Origin of the sequence: Sinanaerobacter chloroacetimidivorans, assembly GCF_018128545.1 — a bacterium.
GTDB lineage: Bacteria > Bacillota > Clostridia > Peptostreptococcales > Anaerovoracaceae > Sinanaerobacter > Sinanaerobacter chloroacetimidivorans.
The window spans coordinates 264,658-281,874 of sequence record NZ_JAGSND010000002.1 but is presented as its reverse complement, the minus strand read 5'-3'; the positions used below and the strand labels follow the sequence as shown (position 1 = coordinate 281,874).

General features: G+C 42.7%; 20 protein-coding genes. 13 read left to right on the top strand and 7 right to left on the bottom strand.

The window, feature by feature from the left end; translation table 11 throughout:
- Positions 1-162: 162 nt before the first annotated feature.
- The 4 genes from amrB to KCX82_RS04370 all read left to right on the top strand — a co-directional run bounded on the left by amrB (position 163) and on the right by KCX82_RS04370 (position 3,292).
- Complete coding sequence (gene amrB, locus KCX82_RS04385) at positions 163-1,029, top strand: AmmeMemoRadiSam system protein B (RefSeq protein WP_227017226.1); 867 nt, start codon at positions 163-165, stop codon at positions 1,027-1,029.
- Complete coding sequence (amrA, locus tag KCX82_RS04380; protein WP_227017225.1) at positions 1,019-1,534, top strand: AmmeMemoRadiSam system protein A; 516 nt, start codon at positions 1,019-1,021, stop codon at positions 1,532-1,534. The genes amrB and amrA overlap by 11 nt, the downstream gene beginning before the upstream one ends.
- 10 nt (positions 1,535-1,544) lie before the next feature.
- Entirely contained in the window at positions 1,545-2,420 is an 876-nt protein-coding gene (amrS, locus tag KCX82_RS04375) for an AmmeMemoRadiSam system radical SAM enzyme (protein WP_227017224.1), read from the top strand.
- 62 nt (positions 2,421-2,482) lie between these two features.
- On the top strand, positions 2,483-3,292 hold the full coding sequence (locus KCX82_RS04370; RefSeq protein ID WP_227017223.1) for a Cof-type HAD-IIB family hydrolase: 810 nt from the start codon (positions 2,483-2,485) through the stop codon (positions 3,290-3,292).
- Here the strand turns inward: KCX82_RS04370 and KCX82_RS04365 are convergent.
- From KCX82_RS04365 to KCX82_RS04355, 3 genes are all read right to left on the bottom strand, one after another.
- Complete coding sequence (locus tag KCX82_RS04365; protein WP_227017222.1) at positions 3,289-4,149, bottom strand: hypothetical protein; 861 nt, start codon at positions 4,147-4,149, stop codon at positions 3,289-3,291. The two genes, KCX82_RS04370 and KCX82_RS04365, sit on opposite strands and share 4 nt — an antisense overlap.
- 36 nt (positions 4,150-4,185) lie before the next feature.
- Complete coding sequence (locus KCX82_RS04360; RefSeq protein ID WP_227017221.1) at positions 4,186-4,629, bottom strand: MarR family winged helix-turn-helix transcriptional regulator; 444 nt, start codon at positions 4,627-4,629, stop codon at positions 4,186-4,188.
- A 205-nt stretch (positions 4,630-4,834) separates the two neighbouring features.
- A complete protein-coding gene (locus KCX82_RS04355) occupies positions 4,835-6,055 on the bottom strand; it encodes a DUF438 domain-containing protein (RefSeq protein WP_227017220.1) in 1,221 nt (406 codons plus the stop codon).
- 167 nt (positions 6,056-6,222) lie between these two features.
- On the opposite strand from KCX82_RS04355, the gene KCX82_RS04350 reads away from it, so the two are divergent.
- Complete coding sequence (locus KCX82_RS04350) at positions 6,223-6,546, top strand: MGMT family protein (protein ID WP_227017219.1); 324 nt, start codon at positions 6,223-6,225, stop codon at positions 6,544-6,546.
- Here KCX82_RS04350 and KCX82_RS04345 read toward each other — a convergent pair.
- From KCX82_RS04345 to KCX82_RS04335, 3 genes are all read right to left on the bottom strand, one after another.
- Complete coding sequence (locus KCX82_RS04345; RefSeq protein ID WP_227017218.1) at positions 6,524-6,904, bottom strand: metal-dependent transcriptional regulator; 381 nt, start codon at positions 6,902-6,904, stop codon at positions 6,524-6,526. The two genes, KCX82_RS04350 and KCX82_RS04345, sit on opposite strands and share 23 nt — an antisense overlap.
- Before the next feature lie 116 nt (positions 6,905-7,020).
- Complete coding sequence (locus KCX82_RS04340) at positions 7,021-8,406, bottom strand: DUF6179 domain-containing protein (RefSeq protein ID WP_227017217.1); 1,386 nt, start codon at positions 8,404-8,406, stop codon at positions 7,021-7,023.
- Positions 8,393-8,902: a DUF6323 family protein gene (locus KCX82_RS04335; RefSeq protein WP_227017216.1), complete on the bottom strand. Its 510-nt coding sequence runs from the start codon at positions 8,900-8,902 to the stop codon at positions 8,393-8,395. Before KCX82_RS04335 ends, KCX82_RS04340 begins: the two co-directional genes overlap by 14 nt.
- Positions 8,903-9,104: 202 nt before the next feature.
- On the opposite strand from KCX82_RS04335, the gene KCX82_RS04330 reads away from it, so the two are divergent.
- The 8 genes from KCX82_RS04330 to KCX82_RS04295 all read left to right on the top strand — a co-directional run bounded on the left by KCX82_RS04330 (position 9,105) and on the right by KCX82_RS04295 (position 15,538).
- Positions 9,105-9,362 (top strand): TfoX/Sxy family protein, encoded by a 258-nt coding sequence (locus KCX82_RS04330; RefSeq protein ID WP_227017215.1) that lies wholly within the window; start codon positions 9,105-9,107, stop codon positions 9,360-9,362.
- A gap of 60 nt (positions 9,363-9,422) precedes the next feature.
- Positions 9,423-10,184: an ABC transporter ATP-binding protein gene (locus tag KCX82_RS04325; protein WP_227017214.1), complete on the top strand. Its 762-nt coding sequence runs from the start codon at positions 9,423-9,425 to the stop codon at positions 10,182-10,184.
- A gap of 1 nt (position 10,185) precedes the next feature.
- On the top strand, positions 10,186-11,808 hold the full coding sequence (locus tag KCX82_RS04320) for a hypothetical protein (RefSeq protein ID WP_227017213.1): 1,623 nt from the start codon (positions 10,186-10,188) through the stop codon (positions 11,806-11,808).
- A 236-nt stretch (positions 11,809-12,044) separates the two neighbouring features.
- The gene (locus KCX82_RS04315; protein WP_227017212.1) at positions 12,045-12,635 is read left to right on the top strand and encodes a hypothetical protein; all 591 of its coding nucleotides are present in this window, start codon (positions 12,045-12,047) and stop codon (positions 12,633-12,635) included.
- A 98-nt stretch (positions 12,636-12,733) separates the two neighbouring features.
- Positions 12,734-13,309 carry an acetylglutamate kinase gene (locus KCX82_RS04310; protein WP_227017211.1) on the top strand — a complete coding sequence of 192 codons (576 nt, stop codon included), beginning with the start codon at positions 12,734-12,736 and terminating at the stop codon, positions 13,307-13,309.
- Between the two features lie 46 nt (positions 13,310-13,355).
- A complete protein-coding gene (gene sfsA / locus KCX82_RS04305) occupies positions 13,356-14,081 on the top strand; it encodes a DNA/RNA nuclease SfsA (protein WP_227017210.1) in 726 nt (241 codons plus the stop codon).
- Positions 14,082-14,348: 267 nt separating this feature from the next.
- Positions 14,349-15,209 carry an RDD family protein gene (locus KCX82_RS04300; protein WP_227017209.1) on the top strand — a complete coding sequence of 287 codons (861 nt, stop codon included), beginning with the start codon at positions 14,349-14,351 and terminating at the stop codon, positions 15,207-15,209.
- A gap of 14 nt (positions 15,210-15,223) precedes the next feature.
- Entirely contained in the window at positions 15,224-15,538 is a 315-nt protein-coding gene (locus KCX82_RS04295; RefSeq protein ID WP_227017208.1) for a PadR family transcriptional regulator, read from the top strand.
- Positions 15,539-15,606: 68 nt separating this feature from the next.
- Here KCX82_RS04295 and KCX82_RS04290 read toward each other — a convergent pair whose 3' ends face one another.
- Positions 15,607-17,127 (bottom strand): hypothetical protein, encoded by a 1,521-nt coding sequence (locus tag KCX82_RS04290; protein ID WP_227017207.1) that lies wholly within the window; start codon positions 17,125-17,127, stop codon positions 15,607-15,609.
- Positions 17,128-17,217: the final 90 nt, after the last annotated feature.

Here is a 17,217-nt window from a genome sequence, read left to right as displayed (position 1 = left end):
TGCCCCTTTCTTCTTATCGTTTTGAATGAAATATCAAAAAAGATGAAAAATAATTGTGCGGGAAATGGTATGATAGATCTGTCACATAGGGTATTATGATACCAGACCTTCAAAATGGATGAGAAATTGAAAATAAAATTCGAAAACGGAGGTGTCATTTTTTTGGGTAAAATATTGAATGGTTATATACTTCCGCATCCGCCAATACTGATACCTGAGATTGGCGGAGGCAGAGAGGAAGAAGCCGCTGCTACAATCAAAGCGATGAAAAAAGCGGCAAAGGAAATTGCAGAGGACAAACCTGATACGATCATTCTATCCTCACCGCACGCGCCATGTTTTCGGGATTATGTCTATTTCACAGAAAAAGAGCAGCTTTTTGGATCCTTTGGCGGATTTGGCCATCCGGAGGTTGCGTTATCCTTTCAAAATAATTTGTCTTTAGGTGCTCTTATAAAGAAACACGCTGATCATGCCGGAATACCATCCGGATCATTAAGCGGCAGGGAGAAGGAATTATACGGAATTACGGATATCCTTGACCATGGCGCTTTAGTCCCCTTGTATTTTATTCAAAAAGAGTGGAAAGACTTTAGACTTGTGCTGATCTCGACACCGTTTCTACCTTTAAAGGAAATCTACCGCTTTGGGCAGGCCATTGGAGAAGCAGTGAAATCTACAGATGAAAGAATTGTATACGTTGCCAGCGGCGATTTGTCCCACAGGCTGACAAAGGAGGCCCCTGCCGGTTATCATCCGAAGGGCAGGGAATACGATGAAAAATTAATTGAATTGCTGGAAAAAAATCAGGTAGACGAAATCCTCCAAACAGAAGAAAAATTTATGGAAGCAGCAGGGGAATGCGGAACCAGATCTGTGGTCATGATGCTGGGGGTGTTCAATGGACAGCAGGAAGGCATCAAGGTCTATCACTATGAGGGCCCCTACGGAGTGGGCTATCTCGTGGCAAAAGGGATACTGAATCATCAAAGCAAAGAGGAGAAGGAGTTCAGAGATAATGAAAGATAACGATTATATACGCTTGGCAAAAGAAAGCCTTGAAACTTATATTCATGAAAACAGAAAACCGGAGACACCGGAATGGATTTCGTCTGAGCTGAAGGAACGGCGTGCCGGCGTTTTTGTTTCCATTAAAAAGCAGGGGAATCTCAGAGGCTGTATTGGAACCATCGGCCCTACAAAGGGAAATATTGCGGAGGAAATCATTCAAAATGCCATTCATTCCGGTACGGAAGATCCTAGATTCCCGCCTGTAGGTCAAGACGAACTGCCGGAACTCAGCTACTCGGTAGATGTCTTGGGTGAGCCGGAGATGATATCTTCACTGAAAGAACTGGATGTTAAGAGATACGGAGTCATTGTGTCTTCTGGTTTTCGCAGAGGGCTGCTGCTGCCGGATCTGGAGGGTGTCGATACGCCTGAAATGCAAGTGCAGATCGCATTGCAAAAGGCAGGGATAAGACCGTCTGAAAATTTTCAACTGGAGCGCTTTGAGGTGATTCGCTATCGATAGGAGGAACCGGATGACAGATCATAAAGAGGCTATGTTTTATCATAAAGAGGAAAACGAAAGTGTCCGTTGTTTTTTATGTCCCCATCAATGCAGCATACCGCATGAAAGGGTGGGCGTTTGCGGGGTTCGCCAAAACATCGGCGGTACTTTGTATGCTTTGAATTATGAGTGTGTTTCCTCGGTATCTCTGGATCCTATCGAAAAAAAACCGTTAAAAAATTTTTATCCCGGGAGCTTGATCTTGTCTGTCGGATCCATCGGCTGCAACCTGAAATGTCCGTTCTGTCAGAATCACAGCATTGCCAGGGTAAAAGCCGGAGAAACGGAAACGGCAAGGATAACAGGAAAAGAACTGGTAGAAAAGGCGTTGGAGTGGAAGCCCCGGGGAAATATCGGCATAGCTTATACTTATAATGAGCCGTCGGTTTGGTACGAATTCGTTTATGAAACCGCAAAGCTTGCAAAAGAGAAAGGACTCCTGAATGTGTTGGTTACCAATGGATTTATCAGTCCGGAACCGATGGAGAGGCTTCTCCCGTGCATTGATGCTATGAATATAGATTTAAAAGCCTATCAGGAGGCGTTTTATAAAAACGTAGTAAAAGGCGGACTGCAGGATGTGAAACGGGTCATTGAGATGTCTGCAAAACATTGTCATGTGGAGATTACAACGCTTATCATTCCGGATTTAAATGATTCCAGAGAAGAAATTTCGGAAATGGCAAAATGGATAGCGTCAATTTCACCCGATATCCCCCTGCATTTATCCAGATATTTTCCACGGTATGAAATGCAGGATAAACCCCCGACTGCGGAAAGAGTTCTGATCGGCCTGGCTGAAGAAGCAGAAAAATATCTGAAATACGTTTATCTGGGAAACGTATAATTTTTAAATATCAAACCTATTAAGCATAATAAAAGCACTGGCTTTTGAGAAAGAGGAGGATCATGATAAAATTAGTAGCAGTCGATTTAGACGGAACCCTGCTGACGGATGAAATGAAAATTCCGGCAGAAACAAAAAATTTGATCAAAGAAGTTGTGAAAAAACAAATTACCTTTGTTATAGCAACCGGCCGCCCGTATAAAACCGCGAAAAAAGTGTTGGAGGAATTGGAAATCGACCAGCCCATGGTCTTACATAACGGTTCGATCTTAAGAGATGAGACGGGAAAACTTCGTATCTGCCGGGAAATCCCCTATGAGACATGCAGGGAAATCATGGACTTTTGCAATCAGAAACAATACGTCTGCAGCGTAGTTTATGGTGATTGCGACCGTGCTATTGTCAATATGAAGGATGACTTTACCGTTGCTATGCATAGAACCAACCATGCCACCGAGCCGGAAATTTCGGAACATCTTACGGAGGGCAAGGAGGCCGAAGCTGTTACCAAAATCATCGTTACCGATGAGAGGGAAGAGCTTATTGACGGCATGCTGGCAGAATTGCAGGCTGCCTTTAGTGAAAAGGTAAATGTTATGAAATCGGGAAAGTACTACATCGACCTGGTACCGCTGGGGGCCTCAAAGGGCTTCGGCGTAAAAATCCTGGCAGAACGCCTGGGAATCCAGAACAGGCAAATCATGGCTGTCGGAGACAGCGGCAATGATCTATCCATGTTAAACTTTGCCGGTTGTGCCGTCGCTATGGCAAATGCGGAAACACAGGTGAAAGAATGCGCCGATCATACCACCTTATCCAATAATGAACAAGGAGTAGCTGCCGCAATCAGAAAGTTCATCATGAATGCTTAATTTATTTCCTGATAAAAGCCTTTCATATGATCTTCGTTGCTTTCCTCAAAATAGGAAAGAATTTCTTTCCCGCCTAGGAGCTGTATCTGCAAAACATACAATCCTTTACTTTTATCGTAAAAACGGGATCGGGACCGAATGCGCCCGATGGGTATGTAAATCCAGATTCCCCCATAATCCGCAAGCTTTTGGGATTCCGGGTCACAGACCAAAATCAGTTCTTGATCCGTCAGGATATGTAAATGAGAAGGGGATAGCTGCCTGAACAGTGTTTTGCTGAGTATTTTTAACCGCGGCTGCAAAATGGCAGACTGAAACAAGCTGTTGCTTATGGTTTCACCCGGCATTATGCTTTGCTTTGCATAATTCATAAACTTAAAGTTTACCGCTCTGAGGTAATTCAGTTTACTTTTCTCATCAGGCTGGTCCTCGGGATCTGCGGAAATGAATGTACTTCTAATGATAGAGATAAATTTAAGAAAGAGAGAATCGATGACGGTATTGAATTCTATGATGGTGGTCGTCGTTTGGTTGTCCGTAGTAAGACCTTCCAGCTTGATCCAGGAAGTGAGCAGAATCGTTCCGTGTTCGATATAATCAATCGATTGAAATGGATAGATAATAGTGGAAATCTTTCCTTTTACATTTGTAAGAATAAAGATCTTGTTATCTTGTGTAAAAAGCAGGCAGGCATCTGATCTGCCTCTTTTATTCCGGTAGGGAGGAGAGAATACAGTATAGGGGAATTCCGCATCCTGACGGACGAAAGAATGAAAGGTATCCGTAAATGCTCTTGGCAAATCCTCCTGATACTTGATCTCACGAGCCCAGGTTTTCATAGTTTGAACTGATGACATAATAATACCTCCTATTGACATTTCTTAGCTGGACTTTTATTCTTTTAATGCCTTTCTAAGCAACTGATGGAGCGTGTCCAGCGACTCGCTGATTTTTATTCGTTCTTCTGCAGTTAAATACACCAGATTTTCTTCTGCGTTGCCTTTCAATTGCTCCAGGGTAGCCCGAAACACTTTCCTGCCTTCTTCTGTGATGCTGACCAGGATGACCCGTCGGTCTTTTTCATGAGCACTGCGTTTGACCAGCCCTTGCTGAATCAATTTATCCACTAAATTCGTCGTATTTGGTTTTGAGATAAATAAAAATTTTCCGATATCCGACATGGTCAGATACTCATACTCTGACAGGATAAAGAGTATTTCATGATGATGTCTTGAAAAATCGTTGCTTGCTTTAATGCTGGCAATGCTGAGTGTCCTGTTCAATAAGGGAATCAATTGAAATATTTTTTCGGTTACGGTATTCATATTCGGGTCCACCGGGATCCTCCTTCAACTTGTTTAGTAGTTCTATAATTAAATAGTTAAAAAAATGAATTAATTTAATTATAGAGCATTTGATTGCGATAATCAATAAAATAATGGCTTCGCTGCTTCCGCCCGGAGCCCAACGGTTTCCTGGCAGATAAAAAGCAGCCAAGTAAAGAGCTTTACATGGCTGCCCTATTATACTTTCTATAGAAACCTAATCGGAAACCAATCGTTTTTCTCCGGTAATTTCCTGAATAGGGGCAATATTTTGCGTTACTTCCAGGGTTCCCAAATACTCGCCTTTTTGGTCCCGGACTGCAAAATAACGGATATAGACATACTTTTCCCCCATTTTAATCCAGAAATCTTCGTGGTCTTTTTTTCCGGATTTAAAATCGGCAACAATGCCTTCTACAATATGAACGCTCGCCGGGGGATGACAATTTACCACCTTGCGTCCAATAATTGCTTTTGTTCTGGGGAATACACGCTCTGCTCCCTGAGAAAAATATTTGACGACATCGTCCTTATCGACAAAGGTGATATCAATCGGCAGCGTATTCAGAATTCCTTCTAATTCGTTGATAGAGAAGACCCCTGTAGGCAGCAGGATATTGCCGGAGAGAGCCGCGGAAGCCGCCTCGGTTTCTGTCGCCGTCTGCTGGCCGGGATTCCAATCCGGTACCTTATCAATAAGGCAGTAGCCCAAATCTTTCATTTCATTGGAAATCGACTTCCATTCCTCCAGAGTCAGGGTCTCCAGAAGCATAGGAAGGAGGATGTTCTCTTCTTTGAAGATCATTTCCCTGATTCGATGAACGGCGGATTCAATGGCTTCCTTCAGTTGAGACAGATTCCCCTCATAATTTTCAAGGCTTCGGATACATTCCTTTATTTGTGCACGAATTTCATCATCTACTCCCCACATAACCTTCGGCGGTGCGGTAATGCCATACTTTTCCATATAGGGGAACAACAGGTTCTCTTTTTTGATATAATGCAGATCCAGTTGTGATAAAAGGGTAAAATCCTCTCGCAAAGCATGGATCGCCGATTTGTCCTGTGACTTGGCTAAAGTCTGCAGATGCGGGCCGATTTTCTGTTCCAGAAGCTCTTCTATGGCACGGTTTTCCAGCTTTACCACCTGTGCCGGATGCCCCGGAATTCTGGAAAAATCCTGCTGCTCCTGTACCTCCTGGATGGAGTCTTTAAAAATAGAAGCGTGAACATCACAAAGCCGTTGAACCTCTTCAACAGGGAGCCCTTCCGAAATGAGCCCTTGTTCCGCTTCGGAAATTTCTGCTGCTGAAACGCCCTCGAATGCCTCTGCGAACTGTTGCTTGACCTCATCTACCGTTTTCCCTTCGTGAAGCTGTGCGATCAGATCCTGAATGACCTTTTGCCTGTATTCCCGATTGTTAATTTCTTTACTCATCATAACACCTCCAATATTTACTTCTATTTTTAGTATAGTAGAGAAAAATATACCGGACGTTGCATTTGCAACGGAAAAAAAGAAAAATCAAACAGGATTTATGCTATAATGAACACAAAAGCTTGGGCTGAAAAGTCATGGCCGGGAAGTAGAGAGCAGGTGAAAAGATGAAACGAATCGAATTTTATAAAAATGTATATAAACTCGTACACGAGATTCCGATGGGAAGAGTCAGCACTTATGGTGCCATTGCTCAAATGTTAGGCCAGCCTCAATGTGCAAGAATGGTGGGGCAGGCCATGCATTACGCTTCCTTTTTTGAAGATGCTCCATGCCATAGAGTGGTAAACCATCAGGGAAGGCTTGTACCGCATTGGGGAGAGCAAAAAGAACTTCTGTTAAAAGAAGGGATCACTTTCAAGGATAACGGTTGTGTTGATCTCAAGCGTCATTTATGGCCGGAATCCTCTATTTTATATATTCTGCCATGAAATTTTGCATAGCCAGTATGGAATCGCTGCTGATGACATGTTCGATTGCGCAAGCATCGTTATCGGCAATTCCGGAATCGATATTCAGGACGGAAGTAAGAAACTGATGGATGACATGGTGCTTTTTTGAAGTGAATTCGGCAAGTTTATAGCCTTCCGGTGTGAGGAATACTTCTTTATATTTCTCATTGGTAATAAGGCCTTTTTCGGAAAGGGTAGCCATCGCACTATTGGTACTCGCTTTTGTTACATTCAGCTTCTCTGCAATATCCGATATTCGGGCTCCATTTCCGCTCTTTGAAAGCTCATAGATAGCTTCCAGGTAGTTTTCCATAGTAAAGGTTAGCTTCTGCTGCATTGCGGTTTCCTCCTTGTGAACGGTGTGAATGGTGTAAACAGTGTGAACGGTGAAAAACGGGATTCTCTTTACCACAGATTATACTCCAGTTCGACAGAAAAGAAAAGGATGATCCGTCAGCCTAATTGAATCCGGAAAGAAAGCTGGTAAAGAGTCTCCTTCTTTGCAGGATCCAACATATCAAGATACTCATAGAATCGATATTGCCAATCCTTATTAATATCTTCTGTTCTGATCCTCTTTAAAATAGGGTCTATTGGTAATTTTTTTAATAAAATTGCCAGTTCTGTCTCTTCCAGAGCTTTAAAAACATCATCATATTCCTTTTCAAAAAAGCAGGAGCCTTCCAGCAGATCAATAATGTCCGCAATGCTGGCAACTTCACTCTTTAGGATTGCGATTTTATCGGAAACGTATCTGCATTCTCTGATCGCGTCAGCGAGCGTTCTAAATGCAGTATCATTCATCTTCCTATCATCCGTATACTGCAATACAAAAGACGGATCTGTCTGTCGGAAGGAAATGAAGAATTCCCCTATTCTGTTTTTTTCTAAACTCTGCTTCAATCTTGCCGCCAAAGGCCGGATATTCTTTAAAAGGTATTGCTGTAGCTTTGGCTCGGAGAGGTTGCATGCAAGGCACAGGGTCATCACGGCTTCCTTCAGCAGATTTTCGAGCTCCTCTTTGCTGTAAGGTGAGAGCTTTTGCTGCAGTAAGCCGGCGGCGTGAACACTGACATCCAGTTCCAATGGGGAACGGTCTGTCAGTACAGCTCCCAACGCATTGGTGAATACCAGAAAGAAGATGTTGATTAGCAGCTCTTGATAATGTGGGTCGTATCCCCTCAGTAGATGATGAATGTTCTCATTTGAAAAGCGAATGCAAAATTGATTTTCAAGGAGTAATGTTTCCAGATAGTGATTCATATATTCAATTCCCGTTAACTCCGTCTTATCAAGGGCCAGCGGATAATCGACGGATCCGGGATTTTCCTGGGCGGCAAAATCAAAATCGTAGCAGGAAAAGAATGGGGGCAGTCCCTGATCCAAAGTGTCATTGTAGGCCATAAGGTCCGTGGTAAGACGGGCAGCATTAACCGATTCTAACAGACATTTTCCGTAATGGAATTGCTGCTCCAGCAAGGTTAACCCCTTCTGATATAAGTCTGATACGGATTCTTTTTTCAGCATTTCAATGCATGTTTCTATATTTGGCAGGCTCTTAAAATAGAAACCAAGGGTATAAAAAATGGTTTGATGGAGGCTTTGGCCCGTTTCCACAGTAACGGAACTGCTTTCTCCATTGGTATAACGTTCAGCCCTTACCGCCATCAGCCGGATGATTTGAAGCTGAATTTTTTCGATTTCGGATTTCGACAGCAGGTTGATGCGGAATGCCTTTTCCAGAAGCCCTTGAAAGAAATCTCCGGCGTTCATAGAATCTTTTTCTATCGTGATAAAAGGTTTTTCAACTGTAATAAAAGTTTTCTCAATATTGTTCATCCCAATCCTCCTCGTCCCATTCCCTGTCCGGATCTTCTTCTTCGCCATAGTCGAGATCCGTATAATCAGTGGTACCATAGCGAATATTGCGCGCCAGCAACTCTAATTCTCTGCTCTGGAGCAGTTCTATGGAGCCTTGGCATCGCCGGTCAAAGTATTCCTTCATCAGGGAAAGCAATTCATCATCGCTGATTTCATCCAGAGATTCATTTTTAAAATAGTAAAAGGTTTCAATGAGCTCATTTAAAGTAGGTGCATAATGAAATTGAGAAAGGTAGGGGGAATCACAAAATTCAATGATTAATTTATTGATGATTCCGCCTGAAAATTCTATTCGCCCATTGCTTTTCAGAACTTCATCCCGAGTTTCAACAAGCTGATGTACTTCCGGCGCAGATAGGGATAGGCCATATCTTGCAGTAATTTCGTTGCATTTCAATACTTCCGTAATGGCAGCCTGCCGAAGCAGCTCCGTTGGCAGAAAGTCAATACTCATGGAAAATCACCCTTTCAAAAAAATTTTTTAGTTTACTATTGACAAAAGGTCAATTGCGTGGTATATTATAATTGGGTAAATATAATTATATATTTATATAGTAAACTAAATTTTAGTATATCATTGAACTTTTCCGAAGTCAATGGTATTTTTTTATTATAGAAGTAAGCGCTTCCGCGCGAATCAAGAAAGAAGGATTACGATGGGCAAATTACAAAGTCTTCCCAATATCGGCAAGGTGGCTGAAGGATTATTACAGGAGGCAGGGATTGATACTCCGGAAAAATTAATTCAAATCGGAAGCAAAGAAGCTTTCCTGAAAATAAGACAATTGGATCCTACCGCCTGCATTCATATGCTCTATGGGCTGGAAGGAGCGGTGAGAGGTATCCGGGATACGGAGCTCTCCAAGGAAACAAAAGTAGAATTGAAAGGGTTCTTTAAGGAAGTCACCTACTGATCGATTGAACCTAAGATGATTTAAAATGAATGATAAAATTTCAAAGGGAGTACGGGAAATATGAAGTTGGAAATCAATAATATTCATAAAAGTTTTGGTGAAAAACAGGTTTTAAAAGGGGCAGGCTTTACCTTTGAGCAGGGAAAAATCTATGGCCTGCTGGGAAGAAATGGAGCAGGCAAAACGACGTTATTCAATTGCCTATCCGGCGAATTGGAATTGGATCAGGGCAGTAAATTGCTTATTAACGATAAGCGAGAAAACGGCAATGATAACCATTCTGAGAAACTGGCCCCGGATGATATCGGCTATGTATTCTCCACTCCCATCCTGCCGGAATTTTTGACAGGCTATGAATTTTTAAAATTTTTTATTGATATTAACAAAGATAAGGTTTCCATTGACAAAACCATAGACGATTATTTTGACATGGTAAAACTGGAAGCCTCCGATAAGCATCGCCTGATCAAAGGCTATTCTCACGGAATGAAAAATAAGCTGCAGATGCTTTGCTTTATGATCAGTAAACCCCCGGTAATCCTGCTGGATGAACCTCTAACCTCCTTTGATGTAGTGGTAGCCCTCGAGATGAAAAAGCTTCTGAGAGAAATGAAAGAGACTCATATTATTATTTTCTCGACCCATATTTTACAGCTGGCTTCTGATTTGTGCGATGAAATTGTAGTGCTTTCAAAAGGCAGGCTGCAGAAGGTAGACCATGAATTGCTCCATAGCCGTGATTTTGAAGATCGAATTATTGAAATGCTGGGAGATGAAGGAGAAAGCCAGGAGTCCGGCGGACAGGGCAAAGAGGTGCAGTAAAATGAAAAAAGTGATGAGGATACCTCTTACAATCTATCGCATCCAAACTGCGGTTTATACCAATCTCGGCATTTATTATATCAAGAAGCTTCCCCTCATTGGGAAACAGATACCCGACCGGATTTACGGGGATAGTGACCTGAAGCTTACCGCTTCCGTTATCATGCTGCTGTTGAATATCATCCGAAAATTCCTTGGAAAGTTCATGATCCTGGGATTGATGATTTTTCTTCCTTTGTTTTTTATTTCCGAAAAACTGGAGTCAACAACGCTTCCGGAGGCCTTTGTTCATCTTTTCTTTTTTCTTTATTTTATTGGGGGCACCGTGCAGATTTCTGCCTTAATGGAACCCGGAAAGATCAAATATATCTGTGTCAGACTGATGAGATTCCGTGCAAGAGACTATGAGATCTCTGCGGTATTGACAAGACATCTGTCCAATTTTATTTACTACTTTCCCTCGGTATTCTTTCCGTACCTGATGATGGGGGGGAACGGGCGGAAGGCGGTTTTACTGCTTTTGCTGCTTACAGCTTTCCGCTTTATCAGCGAGGGACTGCAGCTTTTGCTTTTCCAAAAAACCGGAATCCTGTTCCCTAAAAAATTTGCTGTACAATGGCTTGTGATCATACCCGCTCTCGCAGCGGCATATTTGCCTTTCTATTTGAAAACAATCTGGCCGATAGAGAGCATCCTGTTCAGCCTGCCTTTTATCCTGATCGTTTTTACCGGTACGTTTGCAAGTATTCGTTACATGATAAGGTTTCGGGATTACAAAAAAGTGGTGATTGCTTCGGTAAAAAGCGATGATATGATGCTGGATATGAATAAAATAAAAAGCGAAGCCATGTTCAGTAATGTAAGAGTAAAGGAAAGTGACTTCAGTGAAGCGGTTTTATCCTCCGGAAAATTCGAAGACAAAAAAGGGTATGAATATTTAAATGCCATTTTCTTTGAACGGCATAAAAAGCTGCTGGTTACACCTATCATAAGATGGCTTTTTATCATTGGTGTTGTCTTTGCTGCAAGTACGGCGGCTGCTTTTCTGTTTCCCGGAATGGTGGGAGTACTGGATCAATCCTTATCAGGGCTTCTTCCGTCCTTTGTTTTTGTCATGTATTTTACTTCAATCGGCGACAGGGTTTGCAGAGCCATGTTCTATAATTGTGACATCAGTCTCCTGCGATATGGATTTTATCGGGATAGAGATGTGATTTTAAAGAATTTTATGGTCAGACTAAAAAAAATCACCGGATTAAATCTCATTACGGGTGCCGCCATCAGCATTGGGCTGCTGGCCTTCATCCTGATTACAGGCATCTCCTTTCATATTTCGGATTTTGCTTTATTTGTAGTTTCTATCCTGTGCCTCTCTGTCTTTTTCTCGGTACATCATTTGTTTCTGTATTATGTACTGCAGCCTTACACGACGGAGCTTAACATAAAGAATCCGTATTTCAGAGTAATCAATACCATCGTCTATTTACTATGCTTTGGCTGCCTGCAGCTCAGGAAGGTGCCAGGATTCTTTACCATTGCCGTAATCGCAGCTACTTTACTGTATATCCTTACAGCATTAATTCTTGTTTACCGATTTGCGCCGGCAAACTTCAGAGTAAAGTAACTTCGAGTCAGGATCGTCAGAGAAGAAGGCAGGGAAAAAAGGTTAGGATAAAGATCGGCAGGTAAGAAGGCAGGGAAAAAAGGTTAGGATAAAGATCGGCAGGTAAGAAGGCAGGAAAAAGGTTAGGATAAAGATCGGCAGGCAAGAAGACAGGGAAGACTGGGGTGTCAGCAGGGAACGAATAATCATGATATTGCATATTATCTAACTATATAGAAAAGGAGATGATGCTTGATATGATTTCGTTCCAACAGCAAAATCAGGATGAAATAAGAGACCGGCAGCGATACACCATTTCGGACGCACAACTGAATCTAATGAACGCTCTTCGGCAGACATGGGGAGATCTGTCCATGTGGACCCGAGCTTTTTTGGTCAGTACTGCCGCCGGATTGGGTGATGCAGGCAATATCAGGGACCGGCTGGCGCAAATACCCGATGCCTTCGCCTCAGAGCTAAGCCACATATATGAGCCGGAGCAGACAAATCAACTGAGAGACTTGCTGAATCAACATATCTTACTTATGGAAGCCTTAATAACAGCGGAGAAGAATGGTGATGATGTTACGGTAAATCAGTCAACGGTAAGATTGTATCAGAACGCCGACAATGTAGCGTCCTTTCTCTCTTCCGTCAACCCCTACTGGGAGGAGGAAAAATGGAAGGATCTTTTGGATGATTACCTTGAAATGAACATAGCGCAAATGGTTGCCAGGCTCGGAGGAAATTTTTCCGAGGATATTATCATTTATAACAGTATAGAAAAACAAGCAATGCAGATGGCGGATTATATGTCAGAAGGAATTATTCAACGATTTAATATATGATACGATCTAAATCGTTCGATGTTTGATAAAGATACGTATAATCAGCTGTGGTCCATGCATATCTTTTATAAAAAATAGAAAAAAAGGAGATGTGTGATATGGTTACCGCGCTTGATATGCTGGAAAGGAAAACCAGTTGTATTCATTTTGGTCAGATGAATTTGCTGAATGAAATCAGAACTTTATGGATAGAGCATGTCTTATGGACAAGAACTCTGATTATCAGTATTGCTTCCGGACTCATGGATCAGGAGGCAGTTACGGCAAGACTTCTTCGTAATCCAACAGACTTCGCCAATGTTCTGGAAATCTACTACGGCAAAGAGAAGGCGAATATCTTTCGGAATTTGCTGGAAGAGCATTTGAAAATCGGAGGCGCACTGGTAACCAGTGCAAAAGAAGGAAATGCAAAGGCAGTAGAACAATATACAAAAAAATGGTATGATAACGCCGATGAGATTGCTGATTTTCTCGCCCTCATCAACCCTTTCTGGGATAGGCAGACCTGGCAGAACCTTCTTTACGAGCATTTAAAAATGACTACGGACCTTGCTGTTGCCAGAATTTCTGGAGAATATACAAAAGATATCGTTATCTTCGATATGATTCAGGATCAGGCCCTGGAAATGGCTGACTATATGGCTACCGGCATCATCAAGCAGTTCCGCGTTTAATGATTAGAATTTAGAGATAGATAAAAACATTAGAAAAGAGAAACCTATGAAATACAATAAGATAAAGAGGGGCACGTTTCTTTCCAGGCCCAATCGCTTTCTGGCAGATGTTATCATTGACGATATTCCTCAGAGAGTCCATGTAAAAAATACCGGGCGATGCAAAGAGCTTCTGGTGGAAGGGGCGGCCGTATATCTTGAGGATCATGAAGCAGATCTTAGAAACCGTAAAAACAGGTACTCCCTGGTTGCGGTAGAGAAGATAGATCACAGCGCAGAATCTGAAATTCGACTGGTAAATATTGATTCTCTGGCACCTAATAAGGTAGTGGCAGAAGCTTTGCAAAGCGGTGACCTCATTTTGCCCGGACTGGAAGAAGGGCTTTTGAAGATAAAACCCGAAAGCACCTTCGGTGATTCCAGACTTGACTTTTATATTGAAGGAATTACAGGAGAAAAAGCATTTATTGAAGTAAAAGGAGCTACTCTTGAAGAAGCGGGAGTGGCTCGTTTTCCTGATGCCCCTACGGATCGAGGTGTCAAGCATGTATTGGAGCTCTGCCGGGCAGCGGAACAGGGCTTTTTTGCCTATATCATGTTTGTAGTTCAGATGAAAAATGTTTTATACTTCGAACCTAATGATGTGACTCACGCTGCTTTTGGTGAAGCTTTGCGTTATGCCGATAAAAAGGGAGTACAGGTACTCGCTTTTGATTGCAGCGTAACGCAGAACAGTATGCATCTTGGCCAGCCGGTTCCGGTAAGGCTGTAAGGCGGCTCTGCAGCCGCCGAAGAAGTTCCGTGACGGAAGCGGCATCAGCCGCTTTTTTGTATGCAGCTATTGATTCATAAATAATAGTATGTTATGCTGTAATCGACTATTAATTATAAAATGGTAGTTGAGTGTATCGAACAATAGGTTGAATGTATCTAGCAATAAGTTGAACGCAATGAACAGCAGTTGGATGCTTTGAACTGCTGTTGAATGTACAGCAGAGTGCTTCAATGATGGGCAAGGAATTATAATTTGGAGGTAACGATGAAAAAGGAAGAGTTTTTGCAGGAACTTAGAAATGCTTTGGACGGGAAGCTTTCAGAAGCGGATATAGATGAAATTACATCGGATTATGGAGATCTATTTGACAACAAAACCGCCGGAGGTTTAAACGAAGATGCTGTTGCAGCTGAGATCGGCTCACCGGCAAAGATCGCCCGGACCATACTGGAGGATCTATCCGGATCAGACGGACAGGCAAATCACCGGAATTCTGGGGGCCAGCGGGAATATACGGATTTTCAAAAAAATATTAATGAAAAAACAAGCAAACTATTTGATAAGATAGTGGAGCCGGATAAACACATCCCTCTTCAGGAACTAAGCCCTATGTCGAGGAGGTTGGGAGCCTACATCATCGACAGTATTCTGCTAGGTGCCGTCTTTATTATTTTAGCTTTGGCGCTTTACGCTCCCGTTGCCTATATGGGATTGAAGTACCCTTCTGTAGGTGTAAATGTCAGACCTATGTCGGGAATGATGGGATCTTTAGTCATGGGAAGACTATTTATGCTATTTCTTATCGGAAGCGGATTTAATTTCTTTACGGCTCTTTTTCTCTGGGCAACCAATGGCTATACGCCGGGGAAATGGCTCCTGAAAATGCGGGTGGTAAAGATCAACGGAAAGAAACTTTCCTTTCTCGATGCGCTGCTTCGTGACGTGGCTATTAAGTGCATTGCCAATTCCATGCTTTCGGGCTTTTTAAACATTGGATCCTTTATTTGGGGCTGTGCAACGGAAGATCACAAGACCGTTCATGACCTTGCTGCACAAACCAGAGTGGTGGACGTAAGGGGAGCCGCTCATCAGGGTACGCGTAATCCCAATCCTTTAGAAGACTAGGAAGGAGGACTTCCATGGATACCCAGTTAAAAAAAGGGGTTTTGGAAATGTGTATTTTAATACAGCTTGGTAAAAAGGATATGTATGGCTATGAGATCATGAAAATTATTCAGGATGTTTTTCCGGAAGTATATGACGGATCCATTTACACCATCTTGCGCAGAATCCATGGAGAGGGTTATACGGAGACCTATATGAAGGACGTACCGTCAGGAGGTCCTGCAAGAAAATATTATCGAATCACGGATTCAGGGAAGAAATATTATAGCAGAATGATGACCGAGTGGAGCCGAATGACGGAAAGCGTGAAGAAGCTCATAGACAACTAAATAAAAAAATGGAAACGACGGTATAATAAAAAAAGGGCAGAAGATCAAATCTTCTGCCCGAATTTATCTTACCAGCTGCAGCCGTTACAGCCATTAAACTGGAAAGCAGTTCTTACTTTTGGCGAGGTTCTTGCGCCTGCTACTCTACCGCCGTCACAGTCGCATTTGGTTCTTATTCCTCTGACATCTCCGTCACAGTCACATCCAAAAGTGCCATCAGTGCCGAGCCCTCTTACGGCTCCGTCACAGTCACAGTCTCTGTCGTCCAGAAGGTCATCACAAATATCGCTTAAGACTTTGTCTCTGCAAAAACGATCGTCTCGGATTCCTCTGACGTCATCATGTTTTTTTCTGTCATCTCTTCTGATTCGAAGATCTTCAATGTTTTCACAGTCGTCACAGTCTCCTGCTCCTACGGTAACTCCTCCTACATCAAAACCTCCGCATCCTTTTCTGAAATCGCGCCAGTCATTATCACATTTTCTGTCTCGAATTCGATCTACAATTGTTTCTCCTGCAACGTCTTCAAGCAAGGGTCGGGGTCTGCCGCATCTGCAGTCAGGTCCGAATAAATCGCAGTCTTCTTCCTCTTCTTCCTCGGCAGCGAGTACATTACCTTGGCAAGGCTGAAGGGCTTCGCAAGCATTGACACAGAATAATGTTCTGCGGACGGTTTGCACATGTACAGTAGGCTCAATTGCCAGGGTCGAAATCAAGGACACACTCAAGGCTTCTACATCCGGGCATGGCGGACATGGCGGCGGACAGCAGCTATTTGCAAATTCAGCGTCTGCTCCGGCAACTCTAGGTTTATGATGTCTTGAGGTATCTCTCACTACCAGTCTTGGATTCACCAGAGATATATTGGCATTGAACTGGAACAGGATATCGGGTGAGATTCCGTCTATGCTGCAGGGCAGACTTAAGTTCGGTATGGCAAAGCTTGATAGACTGCCTGGCGGAAGCGAAGTGTTGCTTGTTCCCGGAGTGTTGAAAATTTCGGCGCGGAAGCAGCAATTTCTTCCATCAGTATTTACCGTTCCTTCCAGAACAAATCTGGCTCTGAAATCCCAAGGACCCGCATTCGTAATCAAGAAGAATACTTTTGTAGGAAGATTTCTGTTCAGACATCTTTGTTTCTGTACTTCTGAAAGTACATTTGCAGTTGTTGCTGTGTACTGACCATTGGCGTATTTTACCGCATCAACGGTTTCGCCGTCTACTGTTACTTGAGATGCATTGATGTTTCCAGGAGGTCTTGTGTTAAAATACTCAACTACAACAAAAGAGTTTTCGATGTTGAATACGGCATTGGGTGAAAGCGTGCAAGGGATTAAGCTGTTTGTCTTGCTGCAAAGTGTGAGTTCTACCGTAAACTCATCTGTGTTCCTGCCTCCGGTATTCAAGTTAAAGAGCAACGGGCAGGAGGTATCTTCATTGAAGGAAAAAACTTTATCCATGTAAACAAGGTTTGATTGATTATTGGTAAAGTCGATATTTTCGATGTCCACGTTGGTACCGCAAGTCTGGCAGAGACTGCTGCGGACTCGTGCGGGTAAATAGTGTCCGGTTTTTCTATGTCGTTTCATAACTGATAACCTCTCTTTAATATTTTTGATTAATAGTAAATTAAGTGTTTTTAGTTTACTATGTAAAGAGGTCTACCAAGCATGATACAT